This window comes from Rhodococcus mengyinensis (assembly GCF_048381435.1).
GTDB lineage: Bacteria > Actinomycetota > Actinomycetes > Mycobacteriales > Mycobacteriaceae > Rhodococcus_F > Rhodococcus_F opacus_D.
In genome coordinates this window covers 1-6,470 of the sequence record NZ_JBLWIT010000030.1, presented here as the reverse complement: position 1 = coordinate 6,470, position 6,470 = coordinate 1, and the positions used below count along the sequence as shown (strand labels likewise).

General features: G+C 67.4%; 3 protein-coding genes. All 3 read left to right on the top strand.

Annotation, left to right across the window (positions count from 1 at the left end; translation table 11 throughout):
• Positions 1 to 2,748, top strand: a 2,748-nt coding sequence (gene aceE / locus ACNJ7E_RS03855) for a pyruvate dehydrogenase (acetyl-transferring), homodimeric type (RefSeq protein WP_418339177.1), incomplete at its 5' end; no start/stop codon positions are given.
• An 18-nt stretch (positions 2,749 to 2,766) separates the two neighbouring features.
• Positions 2,767 to 4,239, top strand: coding sequence for a pyruvate kinase (pyk, locus tag ACNJ7E_RS03850; protein WP_418339176.1), 1,473 nt, complete (start codon positions 2,767 to 2,769; stop codon positions 4,237 to 4,239).
• A 135-nt stretch (positions 4,240 to 4,374) separates the two neighbouring features.
• On the top strand, positions 4,375 to 6,470 hold a 2,096-nt coding region (locus ACNJ7E_RS03845), incomplete at its 3' end, for a malate synthase G (RefSeq protein WP_418339175.1).

Below are 6,470 nucleotides of genomic sequence, written 5' to 3'. Positions count from 1 at the left end.
GTTCGCGTCATCCGTGAGGGTGTTGCGTCTTATCTGCCGGATATCGACCCGGACGAGACCACGGAGTGGTTGGAATCGTTCGACGGACTGTTGGACCGGTCCGGACCGACCCGTGCCCGGTATCTGATGTTGCGGATGCTCGAGCGGGCCGGGGAGAAGCACGTCGCGTTGCCGGCGTTGACGTCGACCGATTATGTGAACACCATCCCGACGGAGAACGAGCCGTGGTTCCCCGGTGACGAGGAGACCGAGCGCCGGTATCGGGCGTTCATCCGGTGGAACGCGGCGGTGATGGTGACCCGCGCGCAGCGCCCGGGCGTCGGGGTCGGTGGTCACATTTCGACGTATGCGTCGTCGGCGGCGCTGTACGAGGTGGGGTTCAACCACTTCTTCCGCGGCAAGGACCATCCCGGGGGTGGGGATCAGATCTTCATCCAGGGCCACGCCTCGCCGGGCATCTACGCCCGCGCGTTTTTGGAGGGGCGGATCCCGGCGGAGCGGATGGACGGGTTCCGGCAGGAACACTCGCACGCCGATCAGGGCGGCGGGTTGCCGTCGTACCCGCACCCGCGCCTGCTCCCGGATTTCTGGGAGTTCCCGACCGTGTCGATGGGGTTGGGCCCGATGAACGCGATCTACCAGGCCCGGTTCAACCACTACCTGCACGACCGCGGCATCAAGGACACCTCCGATCAGCACGTGTGGGCGTTTTTGGGTGACGGGGAGATGGACGAACCCGAATCCCGCGGCCTGGCGCACGTGGCGGCCACCGAAGGTTTGGACAACCTGACGTTTGTGGTGAACTGCAACCTGCAGCGCCTCGACGGCCCGGTCCGCGGCAACGGCAAGATCATCCAGGAGTTGGAGTCGTTCTTCCGCGGCGCCGGCTGGAACGTGATCAAGGTGGTCTGGGGCCGCGAGTGGGACGCACTGTTGCACGCGGACCGGGACGGTGCCCTGGTCAACCTGATGAACGTCACCCCCGACGGTGACTACCAGACGTACAAGGCCAACGACGGCGGGTACGTGCGGGAGCACTTCTTCGGGCGGGATCCGCGGACGAAGGAACTGGTGAAGAACCTCTCGGATCGCGACATCTGGAACCTCAAGCGCGGCGGCCACGATTACCGCAAGATCTACGCCGCGTACGCGGCGGCGATGGCGCACAAGGGGCAGCCGACGGTGATCCTGGCGCACACCATCAAGGGCTACACCCTGGGCAAGCACTTCGAGGGCCGCAACGCCACCCACCAGATGAAGAAGCTGACCCTCGATGATCTGAAGAATTTCCGGGACCTGCAGCGGATCCCGATCTCCGACGAAGAGTTGGAGAAGGACCCGAAGATGCCGCCGTACTACCACCCCGGCCCCGATGCCCCGGAAATCCAGTACATGCTCGACCGGCGTAAGGCGTTGGGTGGGTTCCTGCCCGAGCGGCGCACCAGCCCGGCGCCGTTGCCGCAGCCGGCGGACTCGACCTACGACGTGGTCCGCAAGGGCTCCGGGAAGCAGCAGGTCGCGACCACCATGGCGTTGGTGCGGATCATGAAGGAGCTGTTGCGGGACAAGGAGATCGGCAAGCGGATCGTGCCGATCATCCCGGACGAGGCCCGCACCTTCGGGATGGACTCCTGGTTCCCGTCCTTGAAGATCTACAACCGCAACGGGCAGCTGTACACCGCGGTGGATGCGGAGCTGATGCTCGCCTACAAGGAATCGGAGATCGGGCAGATCCTGCACGAGGGCATCAACGAGGCCGGCTCGACCGCCTCGTTCACCGCGGTCGGCACCTCGTATGCCACCCACGGTGAGCCGATGATCCCGCTGTACATCTTCTACTCGATGTTCGGGTTCCAGCGCACCGGCGACGGCCTGTGGGCGGCGGCCGATCAGATGGCCCGCGGGTTCGTCCTCGGCGCCACCGCCGGCCGCACCACCCTCACCGGCGAAGGACTGCAGCACGCCGACGGGCACTCGCTGCTGCTGGCCTCGACCAACCCGGCCGCCGTCGCCTACGACCCGGCGTTCTCCTACGAGATCGCGCACATCGTCAAGGACGGGCTGCGCCGGATGTACGGCGGCACCGACGGCGTGGACGGGTTCGGTGGCGAGGACATCTTCTACTACATCACCCTCTACAACGAGCCCTACTCCCAGCCCGCCGAACCCGCCGACCTCAACGTCGACGGACTGCTCAAGGGCATGTACCTGTTCAAGAAGTCCGAGGCATCGGGCCCGAAGGCGCAGATCCTGGTCTCCGGTGTCACCATGCCGGAGGGCCTGCGGGCCCAGGAACTGCTCGCCGACGAGTGGGGTGTGGCCGCCGACGTGTGGTCGGTCACCTCCTGGGGTGAACTGCGCCGCGACGGCATCGAACGGGAGAAGCAGGCCCTGCGCGACCCCGGCACCGACGCCCCGCTGCCCTACGTCACGCAGGCCCTGTCCGACGCCGCCGGCCCGTTCGTGGCGGCCTCGGACTGGATGCGCGCCGTCGCCGACCAGATCCGCCAGTGGGTGCCCGGCTCGTACACCACCCTCGGCACCGACGGGTTCGGCTTCTCCGACACCCGCCCCGCCGCCCGCCGGTACTTCAACGTCGACGCCGAATCCATCGTCGTCGCCGTGCTGTCCGCCCTCGCCGGCGAAGGCACCCTCGACCGCTCCAAGGCCGTCGAGGCCGCCAACCGGTACCGCATCGACGACGTCCGCGCCGCGGCCGTCTCCTACGCCGACACCGGCAGTGCCTAGAACGGAATCGAAAATCCGATGACAGCAACAGTTTCCGAATACCTCGGCACACCCGGCCGGGAGGCGCCCGCATCGGCGAGGCGCGCGAAGATCGTGTGCACTCTCGGGCCCGCAACGGCAACCGGCGACCGCATACGCGAACTCGTCGACTGCGGAATGGATATCGCACGGCTCAACTTCAGCCACGGCGAACATTCCGATCACGAGGAGAACTACCTCCGGGTGCGGGGCGCGTCCGAACGCACCGGCCGGGCGGTGGGTGTTCTCGCCGATCTCCAGGGCCCGAAGATCAGGTTGGGGCGCTTCGCCGAAGGCAGCACCGTCTGGTCGGACGGCGACCTCGTGCGGATCACCGTCGACGAGTGCGACGGCACCCACGACCGGGTGTCGACCACCTACAAGCAGTTGGCGGAGGACGCCGAGCCCGGTGACCGGTTGCTCGTCGACGACGGCAAGATCGGATTGGTCGTCACGGACGTCGACGGCAACGACGTGGTGTGCCGGGTCACCGAGGGCGGTCCGGTCAGCAACAACAAGGGTGTGTCGCTGCCGGGGATGAACGTGTCGGTCCCGGCGCTGTCGGGCAAGGACATCGCCGATCTCGAGTTCGCACTGCGTCTCGGTGTCGACCTCATCGCCCTGTCGTTCGTGCGATCGGCGGCAGACATCGAACTCGTCCATGCCGTGATGGATCGGGTCGGCCGCAGGGTCCCGGTGATCGCGAAGCTCGAGAAGCCGGAGGCGATCGACAACCTCGAGGCCATCGTGCTGGCGTTCGACGCGGTGATGGTCGCCCGCGGCGATCTGGGTGTCGAACTTCCCCTCGAACAGGTGCCGCTCGCGCAGAAACGGGCCATCCAGGTCGCCCGCGAGAATGCGAAGCCCGTGATCGTCGCGACGCAGATGCTGGAGTCGATGATCGAGAACTCTCGGCCGACCCGGGCCGAGGCGTCCGACGTGGCGAACGCCGTCCTCGACGGCGCGGACGCCGTCATGCTGTCGGGCGAAACGTCCGTCGGGAAGCACGTGATGGAGACGGTCCGCACCATGGGCCGCATCATCAGCGCGGTGGAGGAGAAGTCCACGCACGTTCCGCCGCTGGCGCACGTACCCCGGACGAAGGGCGGAGTGCTGTCCTACGCGGCGCGCGACATCGGGGAACGATTGGGTGCGGCGGCGCTCGTCGCGTTCACTCAGTCCGGGGACACCGTGCGCCGGCTCGCGCGGCTGCACACTCCGCTGCCGTTGCTGGCGTTCACCCCGCTCCCGGCGGTGCGCGCTCAACTCGCGCTGACCTGGGGGACCGAGACGTTCCTCGTCGACCCCGTCGAGTCGACCGACCAGATGATCCATCAGGTCGACCACGCGCTCCTCGGCCTGGGCCGGTACAAGCGGGGCGACCTCGTCGTCATCGTCGCGGGATCGCCTCCGGGCACCGTCGGCTCGACCAACCTGATCCACGTCCACAGGATCGGCGAGGAAGACCGCTGATCGGATGTGACGCTGTAACCGTACGGCCGTCCGCTATTGACAGAACTCGATGGACACGGTTTTCTTAATGTCAAGATACGAAACTGTGTTTTCGCATCGTGGAAGTTTTGCCAAGTGCGGAAGGTGAGTCATTTCATGACTGAGCGTGTTGAGGTCGGCGGTCTGCAGGTCGCGAAGGTGCTCTACGACTTCGTGAACGAGGAGGCGCTGCCGGGGACCGGGGTGGACGCCGACGGGTTCTGGTCGGGTGCGGCCAAGGTGATCGACGAGCTGGCGCCGAAGAACAAGGCCCTGCTCGCCACCCGCGACGACCTGCAGGCCCGGATCGATTCCTGGCACCGCGACCGGGCCGCCGCCGTGATCGACCCGGCCGAGTACCGGGCGTTCCTGACCGAGATCGGGTACCTGGTGCCCGAACCGGCCCCGTTCGCGGTGTCGACGGCGAACGTGGACACCGAGATCACCTCGACCGCCGGCCCGCAGCTGGTGGTCCCGGTCCTCAACGCCCGCTTCGCGCTGAACGCCTCCAACGCGAGGTGGGGGTCGTTGTACGACGCCCTGTACGGCACCAACGCCATCCCCGACGACGGCGGCGCGCAGGCCGGTGCCTCCTACAACAAGGTCCGCGGCGACAAGGTCATCGCCTGGGCCCGCACCTTCCTCGACACCGCCGCCCCCCTGACGACCGGGTCGCACGCCGACGCCGCCCGCTACACCGTCGACGGCACCGCCCTGACCGTGCAGCTCGCCGACGGCACGATCACCGGCCTCGCGGAGCCGGGCAAGTTCGTCGGCTACCTCGGCGACCCGGCCGCCCCGACCAGTGTGCTGCTGCGCAACCACGGGTTGCACGCGGAAATCCAGATCGACCCCACCTCCCCGATCGGCCAAACGGACGCGGCCGGGGTCAAGGACGTGGTGCTCGAGTCCGCGGTCACCACCATCATGGACTTCGAGGACTCCGTCGCCGCCGTCGACGCCGACGACAAGGTGATCGGCTACCGCAACTGGCTGGGCCTGAACCGCGGCGACCTGACCGAGGAGATGACCAAGGGCGGCAAAAGTTTCACCCGCCGCCTCAACGGCGACCGGGTCTACACCGCCGCGGACGGGTCCGAGCTCACCCTGCACGGGCGGTCGCTGCTGTTCGTCCGCAACGTCGGGCATCTGATGACCACCCCGGCGATCCTGCACGGCGACGGCACCGAAATCCCCGAGGGCATCCTCGACGCCCTGATCACCTCCCTGTGCGCCGTCCACGGACTCAGCACGGGCGATCAGACGGGGCCGTTGGTCAACTCCCGCACCGGGTCGATCTACATCGTCAAACCCAAGCAGCACGGCCCCGACGAGGTCGCGTTCACCACCGAACTGTTCGGCCGGGTCGAGCAGGTGTTGGGGCTGCCCGCCAACACCCTCAAGGTCGGCATCATGGACGAGGAACGCCGCACCACCGTCAACCTCGCCGCCTGCATCCGGGAGGCGTCGGAGCGGGTGGTGTTCATCAACACCGGGTTCCTCGACCGCACCGGCGACGAGATCCACACCTCGATGGAGGCCGGGCCGATGATCCGCAAGGCCGAGATGAAGAAGCAGACCTGGATCACCGCCTACGAGGACTGGAACGTCGACACCGGTCTGGCCTGCGGGTTGCAGGGGCGGGCGCAGATCGGCAAGGGCATGTGGGCGATGACCGAGCTGATGGCCGAGATGCTCGAGCAGAAGATCGGCCACCCCAAGGCCGGCGCGAACACCGCATGGGTGCCGTCCCCGACCGGGGCCACCCTGCACGCCACCCACTACCACCAGGTCGACGTCGTCGCCGTCCAAAACCGGCTGACGGGCACCCGGCGGGCCACCCTCGACGAGATCCTCACCATCCCCCTCGCCCCGAACACCGACTGGTCCGAGGCCGAGAAGCAGGAAGAACTCGACAACAACTGCCAGTCCATCCTCGGCTACGTGGTCCGCTGGATCGACGCCGGCGTCGGCTGCTCCAAGGTCCCCGACATCCACGACGTCGCCCTGATGGAAGACCGCGCCACCCTCCGCATCTCCTCCCAGCTGCTGGCGAACTGGATCCGGCACGCAGTGGTCACCGCCGACCAAGTCGTGCAGTCGCTGCAACGGATGGCCCCGGTCGTGGACCGGCAGAACCAGAACGACCCCACCTACCGGCCCCTGGCCCCCGACTTCGACACCAACATCGCCTTCCAGGCCGCGAAGGAACT

Bases quoted from the DNA above. Each gene is read 5' to 3' on its own strand.
- pyk (WP_418339176.1), top strand. From the start codon at position 2,767: ATGACAGCAACAGTTTCCGAATACCTCGGCACACCCGGCCGGGAGGCG.